Origin of the sequence: Streptomyces sp. M2CJ-2, assembly GCF_016757295.1 — a bacterium.
Taxonomy (GTDB): Bacteria; Actinomycetota; Actinomycetes; order Streptomycetales; family Streptomycetaceae; genus Streptomyces.
The window spans coordinates 1-309 of sequence record NZ_JAESIF010000323.1 but is presented as its reverse complement, the minus strand read 5'-3'; the positions used below and the strand labels follow the sequence as shown (position 1 = coordinate 309).

Here is a 309-nt window from a genome sequence, read left to right as displayed (position 1 = left end):
GACGGCCCGTTTGAACCAGTCCGGGTCGCGGTCTTTCGCCGGGGTGTCCTCGAAGGTGTCCGGTACGGGCTCGTTGACGATCATGATGCGGGTGACCCTCCGATCTGCGGGGTGGACGGTCGCAGAGCCGTGCCGTGCTCATCCGGGGCCGCGGCGGTGGCGGTCGGTGCCGTGCGGCCGTCGGCTCCCCGGCCGACGACGAGCACATGCGCGCCGCCCGGTCCCAGCCGCACATAGTTGGTGTTGCCCCAGTGATAGGTCTCGCCGGTGAGCTCGTCGCGCACCGGCACCGACTCGTGCCGGTCCAGG

At 71.2% G+C, this 309-nt stretch carries 1 pseudogene; it reads right to left on the bottom strand.

Annotated features, from left to right (window positions below):
- Positions 1 to 80: 80 nt before the first annotated feature.
- Positions 81 to 309 (bottom strand): annotated as a pseudogene (locus JL475_RS39490) (hypothetical protein); the annotation flags it as partial.